This is a genomic window from Legionella sheltonii (assembly GCF_026191355.1).
GTDB lineage: Bacteria > Pseudomonadota > Gammaproteobacteria > Legionellales > Legionellaceae > Legionella > Legionella sheltonii.
The window spans coordinates 15,065-41,439 of the sequence record NZ_JAPHOQ010000008.1 but is presented as its reverse complement, the minus strand read 5'-3'; the positions used below and the strand labels follow the sequence as shown (position 1 = coordinate 41,439).

The window sequence follows — 26,375 nt, the reverse complement described above, 5'->3', positions numbered from 1 at the left end:
CATGAAAATTATTATTGGAGGTGGAACAGGATTAGTTGGTCAAACTTTAGTTCCTGAATTGATTCAATCAGGGCATAACGTGTATGTCATTGGGCGAGATGAAGAAAAAATTAAACAAACCTTTGCAAACACGGTACACCCAATTTCCTGGGATGAACTAGATCTGTTAAATCCGAATGAATTTGATGTGATTATTAATTTAGCTGGTGAAAATATTGCAGATGCTCGATGGAGTGACGAAACAAAAGAAAGATTACTCTCAAGCCGCATTGAAACAACCAGCCAATTAGTGCTATGGGGAATTAAAGCCGAAACAAAAAAACCTCATTTATATAATGCAAGCGCCATCGGCATTTATGGATTACAGAAAACACGAGCAGCAGATAATCTTACGTTTACTGAAACAACTCCCCCTATTGATTCGCCTGAAACCAGTTTTTCGACTCAGCTTGTAACCCAGTGGGAACAAACCGCCAAAAGAGGTTTTGAATTGGGAATGCCGGTAACCCTCATGCGTTTTGGTGTGGTTTTAAAACGCGGTGCTGGGATGTTAAAAAAACTGGAATTACCTACAAAATATGGTCTGGGCGCTGTACTGGGTTCTGGTGAGCAACCTTTAGCATGGATTGACAGTACCGATCTTGCTGAGGCCATTATGTTTTTAATCGCTCACCCAGAAATTACTGGCCCAGTGAATTTAGTTGCCCCAGAGTGTGTATCACAAAAAACATTTACTAAAACATTCGCACAGGTGCTAAAGAAACCTGCTTTTCTGCGCATGCCTGCCTGGTTTGTAACGCTTTTATTCGGGCAAATGGGTGAAGAATTATTATTGTCAGGACAGACCGTGGCCCCACAACGCTTGTCAGAGTATCAATTTGATTTCAAATACCCAACTTTATTGTCTGCTTTAACTAAAGAATTTGGAGGTTAAATTATGAGTCTTCGCTTGTTATCCCTGGAAGAAGTAAAACAATGTATCACCATGAGCCAAGCGATTAAGGCAATGGAAAATGCGTTTATTCAACTCGCAAAACAACAGGTTAAATTACCATTAAGAACAGGGATTACTATTGACGAAGAAGAGGCGCTTACTTTAACCATGCCAGCATATTTGGCCAAAGATAAAGCTTTAGGTTTGAAAGTAGCCTCCATTTTTCCCAAAAATAGCACCCGAAATAAACCGGCAATTACGGGTTTTATTATGTTGCTTGATGCCAGTACTGGTGAGCCTCAAGCATTAATGGATGCAGGGTACCTCACTGCATTGAGAACCGGAGCAGTTTCTGGATTAGCAACCCAATATTTTGCGACAGAAAACGCGAGTCATGTTGCAATCATTGGCTCAGGGGTGCAAGCAGAGACTCAGCTTCAGGCTGTAGCAACGGTACGTGATATAAAACAGGTCTCAGTCTGGTCAAGAAATATTAAAAGTGCAGAACAATTCGCGACAAAATTTGCAAACCAATACGCGATTCATGTCTATGATCATATCTCCTCTGCGGTTAAAGACGCGGACATCATCTGCACTGCCACTGCCAGTACTGAACCCTTAATTCACTTGCAAGACATACAACCTCATGTACATATTAATGCCATAGGTTCCCACACCGCCAAGATGAAAGAAATCAGTGATAATGTGCTAAAACATAGCGTGGTGATCGTCGATCAATTGAATGCGGTGATGGCTGAGGCAGGCGAAATTATCAGCGCGGTCCAACAAAATCAGTTAAAGCAAGAGGATATTATTGAGATTGGTACTTGGTTAATGCATAAAAAACCGGATTACAAAAACCAAATCACTGTTTTCAAATCAGTAGGGCTTTCGATTCAGGACGTCAGCGTCGCTTCCGTGGTTTATGAAAATGCGGTCAATCAAAACTTAGGAACTGCATTTGTGTTAAATTAAGAGGAATTTATATGGCATGTCGCCAGGGTTACCGCAGCGTAACCCGGGCGACAATATAATCAGGCAGGTTGCATAGATGTTAGTTAATTTCTCCTAACGCCTGACCAAAGCGTATGGGACTGCCTGCTTTTAAGTCTTTATCCCAATTCATTTGAGCACCATTTGCAAACAGCAAAACCACCGTGGAACCTAATTTAAAGTACCCCATTTCATCGCCTTTAGCCATTTGCTGACGCTCTTCTGGGGAGTATTCAAAATCAATACGGTTTTTGCTGCGTTTGATTTCCCCATGCCAGCTAGTTCCTATTGCCCCCACTATAGTTGCTCCAACCATTACCATCACCATAGGACCAATTTGCGTAGAAAAAAAGACAGCCAATCGTTCATTACGTGCAAATAACCGGGGTACAACTCGAGCCGTCGATGGTTGGACTGAAAATAAAGCACCAGGCATATAGCTCATTGAAATGAGTTCAGCATCAATAGGCATATGGACACGATGATAATCTTTAGGTGATAAATACAAAGTAGCGAAACGTCCATTAAGAAATTGCGCAGCCAGCTCTTTATTACACATTAAAAGATCGTCTACTGAATAATAATGCCCTTTTGCCTGAATTAATTGACCTTGCTCTATAGAGCCTATTTCACTAACACACCCATCTACTGGCGAAATAATGTCTGCTTGAGCCAAGGGTCTGCATTCTGATTTCAAATGGCGAATAAAAAAATCATTAAAACAAGCGTATGCGGTAGGATCTTCAATCAAAGCCTCACTCATATTAACTTGGTATTTATTTATAAAGCGTTGAATGATGTAATTTTTTACCTTGTGATGTTTCACTTCAGCCAAACATCCAGCTAGAGTCGTTAGCCCATGTTGAGGAATTAGATATTGAGGCAATGTTTTTATTAAATCAAAGGACATATAAAGCTCTGGCAACATTTTAGAAAAAGGGATCATAACCTATACTTCCAATGCTCACAAACTTAGTTGCAAACATTAGAAGTACAGACACGCTTAATAAGAACAACCTTCTGTGAGTTGCAGTTGGCGCTGGGTCGCATAAATTGTTGCATAATTATTTTTCACCTCACCCAGATACAATTTTTTATGTTCTTCCAAAGCAAATTGTGCGATTATTTGATACTTTTCATCTTTTAATAGCTCTGGAATCTTAGTTGTATCTTTTTTAATCGCCTCTATGATTTTGGTAAACAAACAGTCGTTTAGTGTCGAAGAATCTTGCCCGTTCATAAAGATCAAGGCGAGCGCTTTTGAATGAGCATTTCCTTTTAAATAACCCTCTACTTCCGGTCTTCTGGATGTCCCCCAGATGCTCCCCCATGATGCCCCTTCATATTTTTTTAATGATGATTCGATTAAGCTTTTAAATGATCGTTCCGTTAAAGTATCTACCCATTCATACATGCCTTGAAACAACATGGTCATACCTCGATCACTGTAGGGATGAGTAAAGCGTTTGTCTTTCTTGGCGAAGTACACAACATCACGTGTAAAATCGGCAATCCCTTTTTCAAAACTTTTATCTCTTATCGCTTGATCAATACTTGGTATGGGGTATTTTTCAAGCATAAAGGGAGTGAGGCCATTGATAAGCAAAGTATTCAATTCCCCATCTTGCTTTGTACCGGAACTTAAAATGTACGCCAAACGTTGATCTCCACTTTCTGCAGAACTGGCTTTTAAATACTTTTTAACGGATTCTGTTCTTTTGCGAAAGGAAAATGTTTCGATGTAAGGAGCATATTTTTTATCAACAATATCGGTAATATAACGCTCTAAATCTTCAGGCTTAATGGATTTGGCCCAAACAAATAATGAATCATTATATTGATTTTTCACATCTTCATGCGTAAAAGGTAAAACGTCTCTCTTCACCGCAAGTAGCGCTTTTTCCATGAGTTCGTCGGTCTTTGTTAAATGCAACTGGAAATTGACCTGTTCAGCAATTAATTTAAGACTTTCAGCGATATTATTAAATCCAGCGGCATGGGTTGTTGTATTTGCCAAGGCTTGGCAAATTTTTAAATTATGTGTTTTATACAGTAAGCCCAGCTTATCCGAAAACTCCAGGTTATCTTCTTCTGTGAGCTCCTTACGTTCTTTTTCATAATAGGTTTTAATAACCGTACGGAACTCATTAACAAAAGCAACCATAGATAATACTGCATCGCGTAATTTACTGTCTTTATCAACACTAATTTTTGCCGCTATTGTTTCAGCATCGAGTTGAGGAAGGTTTCCAAACAACTCCCAGGCACTGGTTATCGTCTCATCTGTGGGCTGTTTGCTATCCAGCTTGGAAATTTGTACATGCGGAGGATTAGTCGTTTCTTTAAGTAATGAGTTGGTTAGTCGGTATGCACTGTGGATCAGCTCTTTTATTGTTGGAGCAAATGCATCCCGCCAAACCTGATGATATCGTTTTTGTAACTCATCAGGATTAAATTTAAGCTCCTCTTCCTTTGCATAGGTTGTTTCATTTTCTTTTTTGATCCACTCCCCAATGTTCCGATAAAAAGAAGGTTTTTGATACAGCGCCAAATAAGTAGGAGGCAGGGGTAGCCCATAACCATTATCTAAGCATCCCATATAAAAGACGACCACTCGGTATAAGTTATCGTAATGCTCCTGATATAAAGCCATCATAAAATCAACAAATGATTTTTTGTCCGTTTCTGGATTACAAAATTGAGGAAATAACTCTTCATATTTTGCTCGTAAGCTGGGATCCGTTTCATCTAAAGAGGTGTAATTTAAAGGTAAATCACCAAAAAGCTCTGTTAAGCGTTTGCGTTGCAACTCCGGTTGAAACGTTAATAAAGCTTTTAGAGCTGCAGCCAATTTCTGTTCTTGGGCAAGGGAGTTCTGCGCCAAACGGGCGAATTCGGTAGGGTCTGCATACGCTTTGGGCAGCTTTTTAAGCGCTTGTTCTTGTACCCCTGGGACAATTACTGGAATGGTAACTTGCCCTGGATGCTGGTAGGGCGGCCAATGATAAGGCATGGATTCCTGAACATTAGGAAAAGCTTCATAATCACGAACCGTTAAAGTGACATGGGTTTTAGGAACCCCGATCACCGCTCGTGGTACTTTCATGTAAATTGTGAACCAATACCAGAACATATCAAAATCGATATCACCGGCTAAACTGAGATTATGAGGATGAGAATCGTCATCATCAAGAAACCATCGTCCCAGTAAAAGTTCCATAATGTTATGTTCAATCAGTGTCTTAACACTGGGGGCAACTTGTTCCTTTAACGTGCTATTAACAGGAATACCCTGGCTGGCAAAGTGTAACGGTTTAAAATCCTCAATACCAATAGAAAGCGTACCGATCAATTTGTCCTGAGTGTGCCCTCTCTTGGCGGTGATTTCTAAAATATTGCTCTTTACAGTGCGCAGCTGTTCAATTAACGGCAGTTCCGGATTAAAATTGGGGGCTTCCTTAACGGCTATTGTATCTTTTTTTATTAGGCCTTCAGGAGTCTTAACCAGATATTGGAATGAGTCTTTCTCAAATTTAATATAAAGGGTGTTGTCTTTTATCGTTTCATTGCGATCGGGCATTAATTCAAGGTCGTACTCCTCGAATACCAACCGCTCTTCCGCGGATCTTTTTCCTTGAAATGATCTTTTGAATGATGAGGTTGCGACGCTTATTTTAGCTAATAATTCAGGATAGTGATTTTTAGGTTCTAATTTTTTAAAAAACGCTTTTTTGACAACTCCATCTTCTTCAAAGGTAACCTTAAAGGTTTGATGAGAGCTATCGGATATCGCTGTTTTTTCTGAATAAGTGAGTTGACTATGCCTCAGTGCCTTTTTTGGAATTCCCATATTTTAATCCATTAAATCACAGTCGTCCTTTTAGAATAGTTCATATTAGGCAGAAATATTCAAGAAGTTCAAGAATAATTTTCAAGCAGATAACAAGGAAACTAAACAGTAAAAAGCAAACACCAACCCTGTCAGCACTCTTGATGTCAGAAAGGTGTGGGAAAGAGAATTTCTCTTTTTTTTCATTGGGTAAGCCCAGGAGGGAGATGAGTTCCTGGGCTAAGGGTTGTAGCGTTCAAGAGCTACATTGGATTTAACTCAGTTGAAAACTTGATATCATTGACCAAATACCATTTTCGTCTTTTTTTTCTGGTTCTACAAGCTCGAGCACTTCTTTATCCAGCGCGCGTATTTCCTCTCCTGAGGTCGTTTGATTGAAAAACCAGAGGTTTCCAGTCACTTTGTATTTAATTGCATTAGCACTAAAAACGGACAAGACTGTAATCACTATGTTAGCAAGAACAATTAAGGCATCCATTATCGTTTTATAATTCCCCGGTTCCATTTGTGGATCAACAATATCAAGAATCACTTTTTCAGCACCCCGTAATCGCTCACGCACATCAATCTCGGGATCCATAAGCGCTTCGTAAGCCATGGTGTATAACTTTCTTCGATACGCTTCTTGTGCTTTTTCCCAGTCTTTACGCATTGGTTGATAAGTCTCAGAGCCTGCCAAACGCTCAGAAATTACTTTGCATTGCGCTTCAACGCGCAAAAGAACTTGTCGAAAACGTTTGGCCTCTTCATCCTCTTGTGCTGCGAACTCAACCATCATTTTGAACATCTTTAATTTCTGCATTAACGTCACGCAAGTAAATCGCTCGCGTAAATCTTCCGCTAAAGCCCTTTGCTGGGGGTCGGCCAGTTGCAGTATTTGATTCCCTTGCGTTTGTATTCCATGAATAACACCACTATAAAGAACCTTGATCAAGGTCTTCCTATGCGCGTCATCCTTTATATTCACCAGCTGCGGCAAAAACAGGCGTAAAGCCTGTCCTTGAGCATCTTTTTCTAATACCAACTGATATTCTTGAGGAGTAATACCACCAGATTTTTTTAATAGCAGCAATGCCATGTTTGCAGCTTGTAATTCTGGGGAAGTTAATTTAAATAATTTCAATTCAAGATCTTCACATTCTTTTAGCTCTTTATCAAAATGATGTCTAATGGAGTCTTGTAAATAAAGGTGGGGGTTTGAAGCATGTTGCTCTAGTCCACCAATATCAATCGTTTTTGTTTGATCTAAAGCAACTAAACTCGAGGCCATTAAAGGAAAGTCCTGCGCTGCATTAAAGATTCGCTGATATCCATCCTCAGATAAATCGCCTTTGACCCAAAAAATCAAACAAAGCATCTTACAGTCTTCATCAGGGAAAGAATGAATAAACCTTAATTCCTCAAGTTTTGTCGGATCATTAAAAAATCTTTTGGCCTTTAGAGCCAGAGCTGGCTCCAGATCAACGAGTTTGTTTAAAGCCTGGTAATACTCATCTTTTGCTAAAATACCGCGAATTTCTTCATCAGTATAGTTTTGTTCCAGTAGGAAGGGGAGTAACTTAATTTGCGTTTCATTCCACATGAATGCGCTGAATTTTTTTATCAGATCAAAATTAGCAAGTAATTCCCGATTTTCCTCCAGCAGTCCTTTTTCATAAAATACGATAAGCGTTTTTAATAAGCTCTTATTGATGCGCTCATCATCAGTTAATTTAAGCGCCTGAATTTCTTTGCATAAGGGACTGGATTCTGACAACAGATCCTTAAGTACGACTGCAGACAAGGAAAGCTCGTCTTGTATTTTATAGTGCAGAATCTTGTCCAGGGCTGGATTATCTGCAAATAATGCGGGTAAATTAAGATCCGAAAAGGGTATTGGGCCACCGCGCAGTGTTACTGTTTCTTGCTCTACTTGTAATTTTCGCATCAACAGCGCAATGCGTTGAAAACGAAGATTAATGGTATTATCCCCATTGAGTGCTTTTTGTAATAAAACGCTTGGCAAAGTAGAACCAATCTGCACTAACAAGGGGTCTAAAGAAGGCACTAAAGAAACGGTCAATCCAGAATTAGGGACTTTAACCGACGGGGTTAAGTCAAAACTTGATAAACAGAAAAGCGCTCTATCTTTTGGGGCTGCATGGCCATTTTTTTCCAAGGCCATTACCCATTGCGTGGGGTCATCCTTTCGATACATTACCAAAAGCCCACAATTCTCTCCAGCATCGTTAATGTAGGCAAAATTCTGACGCACTAGATTCGCATGGCAAACCTCTGAAGCTTCCCCTACTTTTTTTAGCGGATCAGGCCCAAACAAAAATGCCAAATTACCCGCAGTCATATCTCCTTGTAAATAAAATTTTCCTAGAGCCTGGGTGGCCCAGATCTTAAAATGCGTTATTGCTTGCTGTAGGCTACCCCAAAAATGAACGGCAGGAACATCCCGCAAAATTGTCTTTGTGTCATTTTTTTGTTCTGCAATGAGCGAATCCTGTCCAAATGCATGAAAAATTTGCTGCGCAGTTCCCTTTACCCAATAAGGCATAATTCATTTCTCAAGATGACAAATTGAGAGTATTATAACCAATAATTCAACTAATGGTGATGCTTTTTTGCAAAAATTGCATTATTAATACCGAAACTCAGCGCGCACCATTCCAGAGCAAGAAAAAGTAGTTTATTGCTCGTAGTAAAAATTTTTAAAGAAATTCTATGCACGGCACTTTCTGTGCATTGCGTGGGTAAAAAAAGTGTTTTTAGGCAAGAAAGAATATGAAATGCAATATCATCGGCGCAGGTCGATTAGGTAGAAATTTAGCCTTAGCTTTATTTCAGGCTCAACTCATTACCTCATTTTCGATTTGTAATCGCAGTTTAGAAAGTGCGCAAAAAGTTTGTCAAGAGCTTGGTTGCGGACAAGCAATCGCGGACCTAGAGCATTTACCTGCAGCGGAGCTAACCTGGATCTGCTGTAATGATGATGCCATTAGCGATGTTGTCGACACCCTGGTGCAATATCCTGTTTTAAAACCACAGTCTTTGGTTATTCATTGCAGCGGAGTTCAAACTTCTCGGTTACTGCAGCCCTTAAAGCAAGAAGGTTGTTTCGTCGCCAGTTTTCATCCACTTAAAGCATTTAAAAGCAATTACCTCGATGCGGCTGCGTTTCAGCATGTGGATTGTGTGCTCGAGGGTGATGCCGAAGTCTGCAGCTGGTTAACACACGCTTTTACACAGTTGGAGGCGAATCTCATCCCCATCGAAGCCGACACCAAAGTGGCCTATCATGCGGCAGCATGTATGGCTTCCAATTATTTAATTACCTTAGCGGCCTGTAGTGAAGAATTATTTCTGCACGCAGGAATTAACCCCCAGCAAAGCCGGCAGATGCTGGTCAACTTAATGCAAGGGAATTTAAATAACTTATTGCAAGCCCCACACATTACCGAATCACTCACCGGCCCTTTGGCAAGAGGAGATCTGCAAACCATTGCCCTGCATTTGCAGGCCATAGAAAATCCTGAAATTAAGCGTTTGTATCAAAGCGCGGCATTGAGTACATTGCCACTCACACCATTATCCGCGGAGCTAAAAGCAAAAATTAGGGCGCTTTGTGTTTTGGAGGAGACGAACTGAAGCCTAGGTTTTGGCTCCTCAAGTCATCATCCAGACTACAGTTTATGCAACTATTGAAGAGTTACACTATGATCAGATGTAAGCCCAGGTTTATCATCTGATCGCAAGCTTTGAGAATGATCAACATCTTCACTCCTAAGACTACTTCCATGATTCTTTTCGGATACTACAGTAGCCTGTAACTGTGGCGGTGTGCCCCCTAAACGCCTCAGATTACGCAGACTGCCATTGTCATCCTTCACTCCAGCTGAATCTTCTTTTAGTAGAACTGGTTGTTTGGCTGATTCTTGTTTTAGCTTTGTTTCTTCTGTTTCTTCGAGTTGCTTCATCTTGCCTTTTTTAAACAAATCCTTTTCCTTCCGAGTTAATTCTCCCTTACCTTCAAAGAGTGGATCTGCCTCTAATGCCTCCAAAACGGCTTTGCGAGTCAGCTCATCCTGGCCTTTGTGTGCTTGGGTTTTACTGGCACCGGTAGCATCAAGATGCATCTCCCTGTCCGCCGCATTATTGGTGTCGAATGCAGACTGAAGAAGTTTTTTCCAGGCGGGAATCAACAACAGTGGAAACGTTGCAAGACCAAGAACTCCAATGAAAAGTTGAGCTCCTGTGCGCAAGAAAGTACTTTTTATGTCTTGTACATATGAAAAACTACTAACTTTCGCAGCTCCTCCTTGATCTTCACGTGAAATGGCTGCAGCACCACCATGCAGGTTGCATTTACTAACTGATACGGCGATTGCCGACCTTAATGCGTCTGGATCAGCTGCTTGACCGTTTGCATATTGGGTTAGTTGTTCATAAATTTCTTTTTCATGGTCTTGCAGCGCGTCGGTATTGCCAGCATGCTCCACACGCTCATGAATACTTTTCAAGAGTGCAAAACGTAGCATCACATCCTGATTGCGTTCATTACCACTTTTACAACCACCAGTTGATGCCCATTCCATATACATACTAAGAGCTTGCGCAAGTTGGCCATATCGAATGTCCCAATGCTGATTGGTGACAAACATTCTTGCTAATGCATTGGAAGCTAAGGTGGGTAAGTCTTCAGTTTTTTCAAATGTATTTTGTTGAACGATTTCACCTTTTAATTTTTCTTTCAACACCCTAATATCATGAATTAAAGCCAGGCCCGCGTCGGATTCGGCAAAATATTTTGGCCTTGGATCCTGTTGTAAGAAATAATTATAATTTTCAAGCACGGTTTCATTTATGCCGGCAACTTGTTGCTTTATTTCAGGGCTTAAAAATGCACTATTTTCCTGAAGTGTATGCAGCATGGCCATTTCGGCACTTAAGGTAATGTCATCCAGCTCCACTGAACCCGTGACATCTAAAAAGCTTCTATCAACTCGATATCCCAAATCCTGAGTATGGCGGTTTGTACCAATATTTTGTACATATAAGAAGTTGTTATTTTCTCGTGTCGCGTTAAACTCATGCATCGCTTGTATCATGTACAACGCACTCGTTCTTTGTCGGTTACTTCTATCGCCGATCAGCTCAAATAGCGGTGAATGAAATGAAGTAAATAAGCTTTCTACAGCAGGTCCTTCCTTACCTCCCCGCATTGCCCGCATTTGGTCATGAAAGAAACCGAATTTTTTTACCAGATCCTCTCTAATTTTATCCGCTGACATTTCATGAAAAACCAGAGCAGGAGAGGGGACACGCGCACTCATTGCCGAAGTAGGTTGCAACGCACCATCGTTATCTCGATATGTATAGGAAACCCGTCTAAAAGCAGCTTGATCTTCTGACTCTGACTCCGTCGAAAATGTAGTCTTTTCATGCGCGGTTTGTTCAGTGCCGGTAATTAACATGCCTTGTTGCAAGTAATCAGAAGTGTGGAAATAATCATATCCTGTAGCTGTTTTCTCAGTAGCTGAATGTTTATCCATTTCACTACTTAGTTTTTGCATATACCTTAAAATTTCAGCGCGACCCTTTGTTGGATCTAAAGGATCAACTTTTTGTTTTAAATTGACAACAACTCCTTCAATGAGCTCTTTTTTTGCAGCGGCAGCTAATTTGGTTCTTGCTTTTGCTAAACGTTGGTTCAGGTTTTCTACATCAACAACACCCGTTTTTTTGTCAGTAGCTTTGCTAACCGCTTCCTGATAAACCTTAGCCACTTCATCCTGAAGTTTTTCTGCGGCGGAGTGGCGAATTGTTTGCCAATCCTCTGGACTAATCTTACTCCTGTCATTTCCAAAGGGTATGGAGAGTCTCTCATAGGTGCCCGCCATTAAACACATATGCGCGTAAGTTTCTTCAAAAGAGGCGACAATGCTCGCTCTTTGATGGGAAGGAATGTTTTCAAGAGAATTATCACCATATTTTTCTTTATACCTAACCTGTAGTTGAGTATAAACATCCTTCCCTTGTTTAGGAGGCTCTGTATAAATCTTATCGTCTTTATCTTTATTAGGAATTCCACTAGTTAAATCTATGGAACATAAGGTAGTATCCTTAGGAGTGCGGCCACCAAGGACTGCTTTAAGCCCCTCTTTGATCTGTATACCAGCTCTATTCTCTCTATCCTCAACTTTGGGTAAATCTAGGGTGTTTTCTATTTTTTCAAGGACTTGTTTTTGTTCTGCTTCAGTTAATGTTAATTCATAAACTAAGCGCCCTTGTGGGTCAAATAATAAGTTATCTTGCAGTACTACTGCTTGGTCTTGTCGTTCTTTGACTATTTTTTCCAAAACTTTTTGATAGAGGTATTCTTGATAGATGGCATTGGCTTTGGCTACATTATATCGCTGTTTCTCGATTGCAATTCCAACTTGTATCTCTTTGGGAAAATTATTCTTTTCCAGTTTCTCTAAAATAGCTATTGCATCCCTATCCCCTTCGCCTGCTTTGTAGAGCAATTTTTGATAAATTGCCATTTGGACATCAAGTACTTTCAGGTCTAGGAAATTCTTTTGACAGCTTTCGACATTAACTTCTCCTTTGCTTCCATCGACAAAATTTTTGTAATCTTCTGAGAGGGCCATACTGCTGTCTCCACTTTACCTTTATGATCATAGTTTAGCACTCAAACATTATGTAAACCTTATGTCCAAAGAAATTGCTTTAGTCGTTGATAGTTAATTTTTTTAACATTATGAGGAGCACCTCTTACGATTATAGCTGGGGATCCCTACGCTATAGCACGGGGTTTATGATGGGAGCTCTCTCATTACTCTCGGGATGACAGAAAAAGCTGGTGCAGAGTAGCGATACTCGGGGAGTATGAGAAGATGTAGATCCCGGTTTAGGGCTTGTGCCTAATCGGGTCTAGGATTAAAGATAAGGGTGGCTTACATCCCATTTGAAGATCGCTTTAGAGCCTAAAGCTCAGCTTCTTTCAAATCTGCGGCATTGGCGTTCTTCTTCGCCTTTCTTTTTTCTTGCCAAGTCACCAGCATGACAAAAAATGCCGGTACAAAGACCACCGCCAGACAGGTTGAGGCCAACATTCCGCTGCACACGGCAATCCCAATCGAGCGTCGGGCATTGGCACCGGCGCCGGTGGCGAATACTAAGGGCATCACCCCGAGAATAAATGCAAAAGAGGTCATCAAAATAGGACGAAAACGCGTTTTCGCGCCAATTACCGCGGCTTCCATGATGGACTTGTTATGAAGCTCATGTTCTTCTCGTGCCACCTCCACAATCAAAATGGCATTCTTCGCCGCTAGTGCAATCAGCAGTAATATCCCGATTTGGGTGTACATATTATTAGAAAGACCCAAAGCGGATAAGGCAAAGACGGTTCCAATCAAGGCTAAAGGCACGCTTAACAAAATCGCTGCCGGGGCAATCCAGTTTTCATATTGGCCCGCCAAAATCATATACACCAAAACAAGCGACAAGATAAAAATATAATAACTCATATTTCCCGCAATCTTTTCCTGATAGGCAGTACTCGTCCATTCGTAAGATATCCCTGCGGGTAATACCTCTTTAGCAACCCGCTCCATCGCTTGCATGGCTTGACCCGAGCTGTACCCTTGCGCGGCCATGCCATAAATATTACTGGAAGGGTATAAATTATAAAGAGAAATAATGGGTGGCCCTACAGTAGGTGACATATCGGTCAGTGTACCCAAGGGCACCATTTCACCTGATTTATTTCTAACATAAAAATTACGCACATCGCCAACGGTCATCCGTGAATCGGCATCTGCTTGGACATAGACCTGAAATACCTGACCGAATTTTGAAAAAAGGTTTACGTAGGAAGAGCCAAGGTAGGTTTGCAAGGTTTCGGTTGCATCCCCCACAGTAACGCCCAAAGTTTCTGCTTTGACTCGATTGATGGGCGCCGCAAGCTGCGGTGCTGAAGCACGAAACGAAGTCCGCAACCGTTGCAATTCCGGTTGTTGGCTTGCATAGAGAATCAACTGGTCCGTCGCGCTTTGTAATTTGCGATAATCAAATGATCCATCTTGTAATTCAAGTTGCATTTGAAAACCGCCCGAAGTCCCTAAGCCTTGAATCGGTGGCGGGATCATCACCAGCACTTTAGCGCCCAAAGTTTTCTCTGCAATCGCATTCAGTTTTTTGTACAAGGAAAGTAAATCTTCATCTTTACCGCGCACACTCCAATCTTTAAACATCACGTAAAGAACGCCGCCATTGGCAAGGGGGGCACTATTATCCAAAAGCGAGATTCCATCAATGGTGATGACATTCTCTATACCACCAACTTTAGAGACCTGTTCACTTAAATCATGTAACAGTGCCTCCGTCCGCCCTAAACTGGCCCCATCAGGTAATTGGACGTTCATCATCGCATAACCCTGGTCTTCAATGGGAATAAATCCTGTAGGGATCCGGCTCAGACCAATAATCGCCAAGACGACAAGAGCAATACCAATCAAACATACGCTTTTATTTTTATGAACAAGTCGGTCGATAAAGCTAATGTAGTTATTTTCTATAGGGTAATAATATTTATCGAATAAACGGAAAATAAAGTTTTTCTCTTTCTGCGTGTCAACAGGTCTAAGCCACATAGCACATTGAGTGGGTTTCAAGGTCATGGCGTTAATCGCGCTGATGAATGCGGTAGCCGCAATAACTAAAGCAAACTGGGCATACATCGCTCCAGTTAATCCGGGCATGAACCCCGCGGGCACAAATACTGCCATTAATACCAGCGTAATTCCAATAATTGGTCCCATTAACTCAGTCATTGCATTAATAGCTGATTGTTTGGGCGAGGTGCCGCGCTCAATATGTTGGGTGACGCCCTCTACAATGACAATCGCGTCATCAACCACAATTCCGATGGCTAAAACCAAGGCAAATAAGGTTAATAAGTTGATGGAATAATGGAGTATGAACATGGCAAAAAATGCACCTATGATGGTCACAGGCACGGTGGTAGTAGGTACCAAAGTAGCGCGAGCATTTTGTAAGAACAGCAGAATCACAACTAAAACCAAAATACCTGCTTCAAACAGGGTTTTGTAGACCTCGTCAACAGAAGCTTTTACGAAAATCGTGGTGTCAAATGGAATCGAATACTCCATCCCTGGAGGAAATTTCTTTGCCATTTTGGCCACGGCTTTGCGCACCTCATCTGCAACTTGCAGTGCATTGGCTCCTGGAAGTTGATAAATACCAATGGCCGCCGTCGGTTTATTATTCAATTTTGCAAGCTGAGCATAGCTATTAGAACCTAACTCAACCCGACCCACATCACGAATGCGTACGATTTGCGCGCTACTGCTTGCATTAGCGGTTTGATTTGGGGTTTGGGCGACTGTTTTCACAATGATGTTTTCAAATTCACTGACATCAGCAAGTTGTCCTGGCACATTCACGGTAAATTGATAAGGTTGTTTCCCTGCCGCGGGTGGTGCCGCAACTTGTCCAGAAGAAACCTCTTGGTTCTGATGGCTAATGGCCTGTAACACATCACTGGGATTCAGTGAGTAGGCCAGCATTTTTTTAGGATCCAGCCAAACGCGCATTGCATAAGTACCCGTTCCAAAAATAAGCACATTACCTACGCCCGGCAAACGCGCCAACTCATCTTGCATATTAATTGCAGCGTAGTTATCAAGGAACAATCCATCGTATTCACCATTTTTGGAGGTTAGGGTAATAAATTGCAAAATTGCAGTCGATTTCTGCTGTACTACCACCCCTTGTTTTTGCACCGACTGGGGTAATTGTGCCATTGCAGCTTGTACCCGGTTTTGTACCAGTACTTGCGCAAAATTAAGATCCGTACCGATAGAAAAGGTAACAATAAGCGTATAAGCCCCACTATCGGTGCTGGTAGATTGCATATACAACATGTTTTCCACCCCATTCACTTGCTGTTCAATGGGCAAAGCGACGGTTTTGATTAGTGTCTTCGCATCAGCACCAGGATAGGTGGTTGTCACCTGAATGGTCGGTGGAACAATAGCAGGATATTGAGAGACAGGTAGTGCAATAATTGCTACCAATCCCAGCAGCACTATGAGTAACGCAATAACGTTTGCCAATATAGGCCGCTCAATAAAAAATTTAGAAATCATTCTGTCCGTCTTCTCACTTTTTGTAACAATCCCTGAACCATGCACCACTGCCATTAAGCTAAATAATTTCCCTTCCCCCATGGGGAGAAAGGTACCCCTCTGGGCGGATGAGGGTTTAATTGGGCTACCGAACCCTCGCTCCTGCCCCTCTCCCACGAGAGAGAGAGGGGATTCTTAACTTAGTGGCAGTAGAACGACACATACCTCAATTAATGCTTGGCTTCTTTATTCTCTTTGTCTTTATTATCTTTCGTAGGCGCAGCCTGTTGCCGCGGCTCCACCTTATTTCCAGGAGTCGCATACTGCAAGCCATCAACAATTACTTGGTCTTGAGCATTAAGTCCCGTAGCGATCGCACGCATTCCATTCTCTACACTGCCTAAAGTGACTCGCTTCAATACGACGACATGGTTAGTATCGACCGTTAATACATAAGCGCCGATTTGATCGTAAAGAATTGCAGAATCAGGCACGGTTAATTGCTCTTTGGGTTTGGATATCGCCACACGTACCTGCACAAAGAGTCCTGGGACAAAAATATAATCTTTATTTTGCAAAACGGCACGCAACTCCATAGTCCCTGTAGATGCATTAAGGCCTGTATTCACAAAATCAAGTGTTGCTTTGTACTTGAACGTTGTATCGCCTTGTAAGCTAATTTGAACCGGAATTTTTTTAATATCTTTTGGTTTAAAGCCACTCGCACGCGCAGCAGCACGCAATTTGATTAAATCAATTTCATTCAGGTTAAAGTAAACATAGATGGGATCAATCTGCTCTATGGTAGCTAAATTCGTGGCTTCGCCGTGGCCCACAAGATTACCAACATCAACCAAATGTCGCCCAATTCGACCATCAAATGGGGCTGAAATATGGGTATAACCGTAATTAATTGCCGCATTTATTTCTTCGGCTTCTGATTTATCCAATTGGGCGGCAATTTCTAACGTTTTGGCATACCATTTTTCGACTTCATTGAGAGATGTAGCATGTTCTTTATACATACGCTGTTGGCGTGCGTATTCTGATTTGTTATAAACAAGCGAGGCCTTTGCTGCGGCAACAGTCGCCTTAGCAGCTCTTAGTTTTTCAAAATACGGCTCGGGTTGAATGACGAACAGCTCTTTTCCTTTTTTAACAAAAGTTCCATCAACAAACTCAATGGAATCAAGATAGCCTTCAACACGTGCAACCAGATTAACCGAATTATAAGCTACCGTATTTCCTGTTTGGGTCACATATTCGGCCATTTCTGCAGTTATTGGTTTTTGCACAACTACTGCAGGTGGCGGGATCGTTGGAACATTACTTTTGCCAAAAAAATGCACCATCAAATAGATGAGAAGTAAAATAGCAACAGCTATCCCTGCCATTTTGACCGATTTTGAATCTTTATTAAAGTTCATACCTGATACCATTTTATTTATTTTTCCCAAATTTTCGTTCTCCATTTAAGAAAGAACGCGTCGCACTGCGAGGGATAAAGAAACGACAACTTTATCGGCCCCTCACTTCGACCTTACTGCCATTAAAAGAAAATATCCCTTCCTCCCCAAAGGGAGAAGGCGCGCCTGTCAGGGCGGATGAAGGTATTGAGCATGGCTAATGTCCCCTTCACCCCTGGCTCTCTCTCGATAGCGGGTGAGGGGATATTTTTTCCTCCATCCAGGTAACTGTCTCTACCACTTAGGTAAATAAAGTTCTTTTACTCTTTCTTTCTTAGTTCGAGGTGCTTCGTGATTCTGTTGTTTGAGTAAAGTACCCCAGTTTGTTCGTGCTGCCATTTCCGCTTTAATTTGTTGTGGTACCACATCATTAGTGCCTCGGATTTCCCAACCACCGCCAAGTGCACGATAAAGAGCGACTAATGCCTGGGGAATATTCGCTTGTGCATTCACCAATGAAGTCTGCACACTTAATTGTTGCTGCTCGGCATTAAGCACCGGTGTAAAATCTGTTTCGCCGTTAATATAACGAATTATTGCGAGTTTCAACGTTTTGATTGCAGCAGCGTTTGCCTGTGTTAAGGAGCGTTCCGCTTTTTTTGCTTCAATATAGGCCGTAATATTGTTTTGCACTTCTTGCTGTGCCTTTAGAACCAAATTGACATAATTTAATACGGACTGCTGAAATACGGCATCTTGTGCCCGTACCGCGTTGGTGATTTGACCGTAATTGAGTATTGGCCATGTCAGCGTCGGTCCAGCAGTTATGGCACGATTTGACCAATTAAAGAGATCCGAAAGGGAGTTTGACCCAATATTGTTTGAAGAAAAAACAAACGTCCCATTTAAAGAAAAAGATGGAAAAAGATTTGCTTTAGTTGCACCGATTTTGGCTGATTGTGCTATCGCATCCAAACGTGCTTGATGAATATCCGGTCGACGCGCTAATGTTTCTTTAGGAATTCCAACCGCTATCGTTGAAGGTGCTTTAGGAATCCCTTTACTTTTTCTTAGTTGTCCATCAACTCCATTAGGCACCGTACCTAATAAAAGCGCCATTGCATTCTTTTGTTGTTCTAAACTATTTACCAGTGGCGGCAGAGACGCCTCGGTTTGTGAAAGCTCTGTCTGTGCTTGTTCCACATCAATCAGGTTAGTTTGTCCTGCATTATAACGGGCTTTGGCTATTTTTAGACCTTCCCTCTGCACCACGATATTGGCTTTTGTTACCTTGATTTGCTCTTCATAAGTACGGATTTGGATGTAGGTGCTGGCAACGTCTGCTGTAAGAGTAACTAGGGAATTATCGTATGCGGCTAGAGAAGATAAAAATGTCGCATCATTAGCCTGGATAGCCCGTCGATATTTGCCCCAAAAATCGATTTCCCAATTCGCAGTAAAACCGAGCGAGGCGGTTTCAAAGGTTGAAGGTAAAAGCGTTTGCAGCTCACTGCCACCAATTTCGTAGTAAGTGAAGTTACCGGTTACGGCCTGTTGTTGCGGATACAACATACCAACTGACTGAGCCAACAGTGCCCGAGTTTGCAAAACCCTTACGCCAGCAATCTGTACTGTCAGATTATTGTGATAACCTTGATAAATTAACGAAGTAAGTACTGGATCATGAAAAACTTGCCACCATTTTATTGTTTTAAATGGTGCTTCTTTAACTGAAGCATCCCTTTTTGGCCAATGTGCAGCAACCGGTTTTTTCGGCTCTTTATAATTAGGGCCCACCATAAAACACGCGCTAAGCAGCAGACAAGCAACAAAGGTAAAAATTTTTAACATGAGCGCTAAGATTTCCCTATCTAAACTATTTTCCATTATTGGAAATGATTAGCCATTATTACTTCTCAGAACTTTATCACTACTATAAATTATTTGATAGATCATTGGATTAAATATGTAATTTAAATAAGGTAGGTACTATTTGGAGAAAAACTCATAGCCTGGCTGCAAGCAACAACCAGGGCACTGTTGATTGCCCTTTTTAAGAGCTTATTCGGCGCTAATGACTTGTAATTGAGTCACATTTTGTAAGCCGCGCGGTAATCGATTGCCTCGACGCCCACGTTCCCCTTTATAATGCTCTAAATCAGCCCCTTTCAAGGTAAAATGGCGTTTACCGGCATGGACGGTGAGCGAATCATCTGCAGTGAGTACCTGCAAATCAATCACATATTCTTCGCGCGATGCCGCTTTGGCTGCAGGAATGCTAATTAATTTATTGCCCTTCCCGCGAGATAATTCAGGTACTTCTTTGGCCGAAAAAATGAGTAATCGACCTACACTTGTAGCGCAGGCAACAAATAATTCCTCGTGTTTCGGTAGTATTCGCGGTGGTAAAATGAGACTGGCTTCAGGCAGTCTGATACACGCCTTTCCATTGCGATTTTTTACATACAGATCGGCGATTTTTGCAATAAAACCATATCCCGCGTCACAAGCTAATAACACCAATTGTTCTGGTTCGCCGCCAACTACCGCTTCAAACAATGCTCCTTCAGCGGGATTCAGCTTCCCCGTCAGGGGCTCGCCTTGTCCGCGAGCAGAGGGTAAGACATGGCCCGGTAAAGAGTAGACCTTACCTTCACTATCAAAAAAGAGTATTTGCTGATTTGATCGCGCCATAGCTTGTGCCTTGAACTCATCCCCCGCTTTATAACTGAGCTCACTACCTATGACATCATATCCTTTAGCTGCCCTTACCCAGCCTTTTTTGGAAAGCACGACCGTAATAGGCTCATTGGGTAAAATATCCTCTTCTTTTAACGCTTGTGATTCTTGGCGAACAATAATGGGGGAGCGACGAGCATCACCAAACTCATCTCTATCTCTTATAATTTCTTCTTTAACTAAAGCTTTTAAACGCTGCTCCGAGGCAAGGATGTTTTGCAGATTGTCTCGTTCAGCACATAGTTCATCCAACTCACCACGTATCTTGATTTCTTCCAGTTTTGCCAAATGACGCAATTTCATTTCTAAAATCGCCTCAGCTTGACGGTCACTGAGATTAAAACGAGCCATTAAGCCTTGTTTCGGTTGCTCGTGTTCACGGATAATTGCAATGACTTCATCAATATTCAGATAGGCAATCAGTAAACCTTCAAGTACATGAATTCGATCCAGTACTTTGACCAAGCGATATTCCAAACGTCGCTTCACTACCGTTAATCGATAAGACAACCATTCGGTAAGGATATCCAATAAATTTTTAACTTTGGGTCTGCCATCAAGCCCTATCATGTTGAAATTAACACGATAACTTCGTTCCAAATCGGTAGTGGCAAATAAATGAGACATTAAGCCCTCTACATCAACTCGGTTTGAACGAGGAATAATGACTAACCGAGTTGGATGCTCATGATCGGACTCATCGCGCAAATCCTCTACCATTGGTAATTTTTTCTGTTGCATCTGTAATGCGATTTGCTCGACTACCTTGGCACCCGATACCTGATAAGGCAAGGCGGTGATCACTATATTTTGTTTTTCCTGACAGTAAACAGCCCGCATTTTAATTGAACCATTACCTGTTTCATACAGAGTAGCAATTGCGTCAGGTGGGGTTATTATTTCAGCTTCTGTCGGAAAATCTGGCCCTTTAATGTGCTGTGTAATCGCCGCTAAATCGGCTTGAGGATTATCAAGTAAATGCACACAAGCATTAGCTACTTCTGTTAAGTTATGGGGCAGAATATCGGAAGCCATGCCCACTGCGATCCCAGTTGCGCCATTTAACAAGATATTAGGTAAGCGTGCAGGCAATAGCGCGGGTTCTTGCAGCGTTCCATCAAAATTGTCTACCCAATCAACGGTACCTTGTAATAACTCCGAAAGGAGTACTTCGGCATAAGGAGATAATCGAGCCTCGGTATAGCGCATGGCAGCAAAAGATTTGGGATCATCTGGAGAGCCCCAGTTTCCTTGGCCATCAACAAAAGGATAACGGTAAGAAAAGGGTTGCGCCATTAATACCATGGCTTCGTAACATGCACTGTCACCATGTGGATGGAACTTACCCAATACATCCCCAACGGTACGTGCTGATTTCTTATATTTGGCAGTTGCCTTTAAACCAAGCTCAGACATTGCATAAATAATGCGTCGCTGAACTGGCTTTAGACCATCTGCAATATGGGGTAAGGCTCTATCTAAAATGACGTACATTGAATAATCAAGATAGGCCTTTTCGGTAAACTCGGTTAATGCTTTTCGTTCTGTAACTTCATTCATTGTTTTTTTATTCATGAAAATAATAATGACTATTTAACCATCGCAATGCTTTATTGCAAAGTAATTTTAACAAAGTTCGCTTATTGCATATATAGAAACTGCTTACATATTGTGAATAACTTTGCTCTCTCTACAATGTTTATTATAGCATCGCTCGTAACTTATTGAAATTTAACTTATTTTAAAAAAATGTTATTTTTTAAAGCATTTTCGCCCTGTGGATAACTTTGTGCATGATGATGGAATAAAATGCTAAACCATTGTAAATAATACCTAAAATGGATAGGTATGTTTCCTATTGCCAAGAATTACTTGGATAATGATATATAATTGAATAAATGAAAGCATAACTAATGGCTTGTTATGGATGACAGCAAAAATAAAAATAAAGACTATAAATCCAGTAAATTTTTGATGTATTTTATTTTCATACCCGCACTCTCGCTGGTATTGATTATTAGTATTTTCTCTTATCGCCAACTCAATAAGCTGATTGCAGCGAACAGTGTGGTGGCCCATACTTATCAAGTCATTCAAGCCACTGACCAAATATTATTTTCCATTGTCAATCTAAATTCGTTACAAAGGGGCTATCTTATCTCCGGTGATAACCAATTTATAACAAAAATGGATAAAATAAAATCCGATCTTAAGCCTAGTTTTGATAATTTATTTGATTTAACAAAAGATAACCGTTCCCAAACCGAGCGAATAACACGCTTTATTGATTTGACCAATCAAAGACTTAGTCAATTAAATCAAACCATTCAATTAAAAATGAATAATAAATTCAATTCACCTGAAGGGAAAGATTCCTTTCGTCAAGAGGTCGATCTTTCAAATCAAATTAAAGACATAGGCCACGAAATAAAATCTGTTGAATTGGTATTATTAAATGAACGAAATGACATCGTTCTTGAAAATGTGAAACTCGCAAACTTTATCATTATCTTTGGCAGTATTATTAGTATTGGGGGCTTAATCTTAGCCTTCATCCTCACGAATAAAGAACTCGCTCGCAGTCTAGCTGCAGAACGAGAAAGAGAAAATGTTGGCACTCAGTTAAGAAGTATCCTGGAAAGTGCATCCGATATGATCGCTGCAGTTGATAGTAATCATTGTTATCTTATCTTTAATGAAGCATATCAACGTGAATTTAAGCGTTTATTTGGCAAACCTATAACCATCGGCATGAATGTTGATGTTGCCCTTTCTGATGTTGCAAGTTCGAAAAGTAAATTGGTGGAGCTGTGGAAAGAATCGTTCAAAGGTGGAGAGTTTGTTAGAAATATTGAATTTGAAGTACAAAAGCAACGTAATATCTATGAAATTACCTCCAGCTTTATTAAAAATGATAACGAAATCAGCGGCGCAGTGTTTATCATTCGTAATATTACGAAACAAGTTGAAGAACAAAACGAACTTAAAAGGTCTTATGAACAACTCAATGCAGGAATGCAAGCGCTTCAAGATAAAAATAATCAGATCACTCTTCTTGTTGAATTGAGTGATATTATGCTTACATGCAATTCTCAAGATGAATTAGGTCATGTAATGACCAAATACTGCCAACGGATGTTGAGTTTTGCCAGTGGTTATTTATATATCATGCATCCCTCAGGAAACTATCTGGAAATCGCCACATCCTGGGGCTCACCAAACCCTCAAGAACATGTTTTTTCTCCTGATGCATGCTGGGCAATCCGCTTAGGAAGAATTCATCATGTACGCCCATTACATAACGAATTAATCTGCAATCATGTGCACGTTACCAAAGAGTTGAATTTAACCTATCTTTGCGTTCCGCTTATGGCTCAGAAGGAAATTTACGGTTTATTGTATTTAGAAATCGCTCAAGAAACTCCAGTTACATTTTCTGAAAATCAACACCTTATAATAAACGCATTCTCCGAATTAACTGCCCTAGCATTTGCTAATGTACGCTTAAGAGAAAATCTCCGCTATCAATCGATGCGTGATCCTTTAACTGGTTTATATAATCGTCGCTATCTAGAGGATTTTCTTTTAAAACAAATTCATCAATCCGAGCGAACTCGAACCCCACTATCAGTCTTGATGCTGGATTTAGATCACTTCAAAAAAATAAATGACACTTATGGACATGATGCGGGCGATGCAGTCTTAAAAGAATTGGGAAAAGTGTTACAAGATGATATCCGTGTCGGAGACATAGCAGCCCGTTATGGTGGTGAAGAGTTTATTATTGTTTTTTATGGCATCGGTGCTGAAATGATCAAAAATCGTGCTGAAAGCATTAGACACAATGTTTCTCGAATGCAAATAAAATATGGCGCGCAGCCTGTTGGTTCTATAACTATTTCGATTGGTATTGCCGTATATCCTATGCATGGACGCAATGCTGAAGCATTAATCGAGTCAGCAGACAAGGCGTTATATTTTGCCAAAGCCAATGGAAGAAATCAGGTCGTTTTATTTTCAGATATTGAAAAGTCATATAATAATGACAAAAAAAATGAATAGAACAAATCTTCTATTAGTAATTAATAGAACGTGATCTCCATGATATTGTCAGAAAAGATGCTTGGTTGGTGTCGAAATCAAGGACGACGACGTTTTGTCGTCGTCCATCATAAACACTATGGATAAGGTTGTGCAGTACTGATGCCTTGTGCCGAGGTAATCACAACATTACTACACCAAGGCTGATCTGCTGCAGCACAACTGATATCTGCTGCTGTTGATGTTAATGGCGCAGGAGCGTTCAGCTTGAAGTGATAAAGTCTTTTAAGCGAGTCCTCTAGCGTGATGACACAAGGAAAAGAACTGCTTGGAAGTTGGAATTTGAATGACGCCCCGCCTCCAAGGCTAGATGGCGCCGTCTGTGAACATACACCATAATGGGTAAAGACAGGAAGAGAGCTGCCAACTGGCGGTGTGCCCAAACTAACGGTTATCACCTGCTGCGGATTATATTGCTGGGAATTGGGTAACCCTTTCGCGCCGCCAACCGTGATCACAAGCCCATTACCTATGGTACTTATAAAACCTACCGCATCATCTACAGAGTACGCATAAACATTCATTTGCAGCGCTTGATGAATCAGCGAAGTATAGGCATTAAAATCCTGTGCGTAGCTTGAATAGTTTTTGTAGTTATACTGGAGTGCTGTATAGGCATCGAATCCGGCCCCACTGCTCGGTAAAGGTGTAGCACAAAACGCAAGATAACCATATATATTTTGCATTGGTAGAACAGTTGGTCCACTTAAATGCGTACCATTACACGCGAAATAATTGGCATCAAACAGATTAAATACGGCAGTACAGTTGGCATAATCCGGACTGGCTGCATTCGTGCTGCAATTGTTCCAGTAAGCAGTGAGTGCCGCAATTTGTGCGGCAGAGCTTGTTAGTTGTGAATTACCAATAACCACATTATAAGCTCCAGGGACTCTAGGATAAGGAAGCCCTGCGTAAACAGGCCATTGTGTTCCAGCTAAAAAGGTGTTCAGACTACTTCTAAAACTGGTTAGATCCACAACTGTTCCAGTATAACCAAGCAGGTTTGAACCGTAGGGCTCCATTGCCACCGGTAAGTAAACTTGATCCACCGCTGAATAATCATAATTAACGATTGTGCGATCAATGGAATATGGAAGTGGTAGAGTAGGTACCACTGCTGCAAAAGTATATTCAGTGAGCTGTTGCGGATCATTAGTTGGCATGATGCTTGTCGCACTAAATACACTGGTTTGCGAGCAGCCACTAATACAGGTTGGACCGGGAGTATATAAAGTCACGGGACTAACACCGGCTTCACTTTGTGTTTGAATTAAGTTGGATTGCACATCATAGATATAGACACGCATTGAAGACCACCAATCCACATATTGATCAGGGGTATTGCCTCCAGTCGGATTAGGAACTAAACCACTGTAAAAGGGAACAGAGACTAATGCAGACTGCATTGGAGGGATACCATTGATTCCATTAATATAAACTCTATGTAGATGGGTTGCTGTAAAGGTGTAGCTGGGATCCGTTACCGCAAATTGTGCTTGCATCCACGTATCAACCGGCAGGATGGGTGCCTCGATAACCGGATATATGGTCTCAGAGGTATTATTGTAAAAATAAAGTACTTTGGTTGGTACATTAGACACATGAACAGTAATGGGGGTTCCAACTACGGACGTAGCATCATCTGCTGTAGCTGTAATTGTGATCACCGTAGTAGCGTCTACTCCAGTTAGATTAAATGTACCCGTTTGAGTGCCAGTAATGGTTCCTGGCCCACTGATTGCAAATGTATAGCTAACAGGATGACCTGAACTATCGGTAGCATTTGCGACAAAGCTACCAAAACCATTTCCCGTGATGTCTGTTTGTGCAGAACCACTATGAGAGCCGGGCCAGCTAATTATCGCAGTAGAAGGTTGAGCACTTGCAGTTGTCGTCACCTCAGTACTGGTGCAGGTAGAAGTAGTTGAATAAGTCTGACCGGTTTGAGTCTGGTCAGCAATTCCTTTATCGGAATGATTACACGTACTGTGATCGACAGCATAGCTTGTCATCGATAAAAAAATTGTGATGGCGAAGATAAAATCACGTAGGTATTGTGTCACCGTCTTATCCTTAAATAATCTTTAAAATTTCAATAATATGGAACATTTAATCTGTAATTAATTAAAGAAATATGTCCCCTTTACCACGACTGCATTCGCATGTTTTGCTGTGTCATCTGAAGAACAGTAACCCGGGTTTTG

At 41.2% G+C, this 26,375-nt stretch carries 13 protein-coding genes; 4 read left to right on the top strand and 9 right to left on the bottom strand.

Going from position 1 to position 26,375, the window contains the following annotated elements; genetic code table 11:
* The first annotated feature begins 1 nt into the window (after nt 1).
* Together OQJ26_RS09965 and OQJ26_RS09960 are read left to right on the top strand one after the other, a co-directional pair.
* Entirely contained in the window at nt 2–934 is a 933-nt protein-coding gene (locus OQJ26_RS09965) for a TIGR01777 family oxidoreductase (protein ID WP_265703685.1), read from the top strand.
* Nucleotides 935–937: 3 nt separating this feature from the next.
* On the top strand, nt 938–1,909 hold the full coding sequence (locus OQJ26_RS09960) for an ornithine cyclodeaminase family protein (protein ID WP_265703684.1): 972 nt from the start codon (nt 938–940) through the stop codon (nt 1,907–1,909).
* A gap of 79 nt (nt 1,910–1,988) precedes the next feature.
* On the opposite strand, the gene asd is transcribed toward OQJ26_RS09960, so the two are convergent.
* The 3 genes from asd to OQJ26_RS09945 form a co-directional block, all read right to left on the bottom strand.
* On the bottom strand, nt 1,989–2,837 hold the full coding sequence (gene asd / locus OQJ26_RS09955; protein ID WP_265703851.1) for an archaetidylserine decarboxylase: 849 nt from the start codon (nt 2,835–2,837) through the stop codon (nt 1,989–1,991).
* A 93-nt stretch (nt 2,838–2,930) separates the two neighbouring features.
* Nucleotides 2,931–5,777 (bottom strand): hypothetical protein, encoded by a 2,847-nt coding sequence (locus tag OQJ26_RS09950; RefSeq protein WP_265703683.1) that lies wholly within the window; start codon nt 5,775–5,777, stop codon nt 2,931–2,933.
* Nucleotides 5,778–6,030: 253 nt separating this feature from the next.
* Nucleotides 6,031–8,322 (bottom strand): hypothetical protein, encoded by a 2,292-nt coding sequence (locus OQJ26_RS09945; RefSeq protein ID WP_265703682.1) that lies wholly within the window; start codon nt 8,320–8,322, stop codon nt 6,031–6,033.
* A gap of 227 nt (nt 8,323–8,549) precedes the next feature.
* Here OQJ26_RS09945 and OQJ26_RS09940 point away from each other — a divergent pair, with 227 nt between their 5' ends.
* Entirely contained in the window at nt 8,550–9,413 is an 864-nt protein-coding gene (locus OQJ26_RS09940; protein WP_265703681.1) for a Rossmann-like and DUF2520 domain-containing protein, read from the top strand.
* Between the two features lie 50 nt (nt 9,414–9,463).
* On the opposite strand, the gene OQJ26_RS09935 is transcribed toward OQJ26_RS09940, so the two are convergent.
* The 5 genes from OQJ26_RS09935 to parC form a co-directional block, all read right to left on the bottom strand.
* Nucleotides 9,464–12,418: a hypothetical protein gene (locus OQJ26_RS09935; RefSeq protein WP_265703680.1), complete on the bottom strand. Its 2,955-nt coding sequence runs from the start codon at nt 12,416–12,418 to the stop codon at nt 9,464–9,466.
* Between the two features lie 336 nt (nt 12,419–12,754).
* Nucleotides 12,755–15,943, bottom strand: coding sequence for an efflux RND transporter permease subunit (locus OQJ26_RS09930; protein WP_265703679.1), 3,189 nt, complete (start codon nt 15,941–15,943; stop codon nt 12,755–12,757).
* Nucleotides 15,944–16,152: 209 nt separating this feature from the next.
* On the bottom strand, nt 16,153–17,349 hold the full coding sequence (locus OQJ26_RS09925; protein ID WP_265703678.1) for an efflux RND transporter periplasmic adaptor subunit: 1,197 nt from the start codon (nt 17,347–17,349) through the stop codon (nt 16,153–16,155).
* Nucleotides 17,350–17,622: 273 nt separating this feature from the next.
* Nucleotides 17,623–19,179: an efflux transporter outer membrane subunit gene (locus tag OQJ26_RS09920; RefSeq protein WP_265703677.1), complete on the bottom strand. Its 1,557-nt coding sequence runs from the start codon at nt 19,177–19,179 to the stop codon at nt 17,623–17,625.
* A gap of 210 nt (nt 19,180–19,389) precedes the next feature.
* Entirely contained in the window at nt 19,390–21,627 is a 2,238-nt protein-coding gene (gene parC / locus OQJ26_RS09915; protein ID WP_265703676.1) for a DNA topoisomerase IV subunit A, read from the bottom strand.
* 363 nt (nt 21,628–21,990) lie between these two features.
* On the opposite strand from parC, the gene OQJ26_RS09910 reads away from it, so the two are divergent.
* Nucleotides 21,991–24,129 (top strand): diguanylate cyclase, encoded by a 2,139-nt coding sequence (locus OQJ26_RS09910; RefSeq protein WP_265703675.1) that lies wholly within the window; start codon nt 21,991–21,993, stop codon nt 24,127–24,129.
* Between the two features lie 116 nt (nt 24,130–24,245).
* Here the strand turns inward: OQJ26_RS09910 and OQJ26_RS09905 are convergent, their stop codons facing one another.
* A complete protein-coding gene (locus tag OQJ26_RS09905) occupies nt 24,246–26,234 on the bottom strand; it encodes a hypothetical protein (protein ID WP_265703674.1) in 1,989 nt (662 codons plus the stop codon).
* Between the last annotated feature and the right edge of the window lie 141 nt (nt 26,235–26,375).